Source organism: Flagellimonas algarum (assembly GCF_040513375.1).
GTDB lineage: Bacteria > Bacteroidota > Bacteroidia > Flavobacteriales > Flavobacteriaceae > Flagellimonas_B > Flagellimonas_B algarum.
The window spans coordinates 1-565 of the sequence record NZ_JBEVTG010000015.1; the positions used below are offsets into that span (position 1 = coordinate 1).

The following is a 565-nucleotide window of genomic DNA, read 5'->3' on the forward strand; positions in this document are numbered from 1 at the left end:
CCGGATCCAGGTAATCGGGCGTACCGTCATCGTCCGTATCGTCGTCCGTCGGGTCGCCATCGCCATCCGCATCCTCATCAGGGGTGTCGATGCCGTCACCGTCATCGTCGAAGTCACGGTAGTTCACGTCCTCCGTACCATCGGTATCGGGAAGGTCGTTCGCAGGGTCGTCGATCTCGTCGTTCACGTCATAGCCGTCATCCACATCGCTGCCCTCATAACCATCGTCCAATCCGTCGTTGTCCGTATCCACTCCGGTAAAGGACTGATCGGGCTCCCCATCGAAGTTGAAGTCGTTCCCCTCGTTGTTGTCCGGAACCAAATCGTTGTCACTGTCTTCATCAAGATAATCGGGCGTCAGGTCGCCATCGGTATCCTCGGGGGTAACCCCTTCGTCCCCGCTGCCCTCATAGGCATCGTCCAAACCGTCGTTGTCGCCGTCGTTGCCCGTCGGGGGTACATAACCCTCCGTGGGCTGGCCTTCGATATTGTCAGGGATGCCGTCGTTGTCACTGTCGATATCCAGACTGTCGGGGCGGCCGTCTCCATCGCTGTCGATCGTTCC

1 pseudogene is annotated in these 565 nt (G+C 58.9%); it reads right to left on the reverse strand.

What is annotated here, in order from left to right:
- Positions 1-565, reverse strand: a pseudogene (locus tag ABV409_RS16680) (gliding motility-associated C-terminal domain-containing protein); the annotation flags it as partial.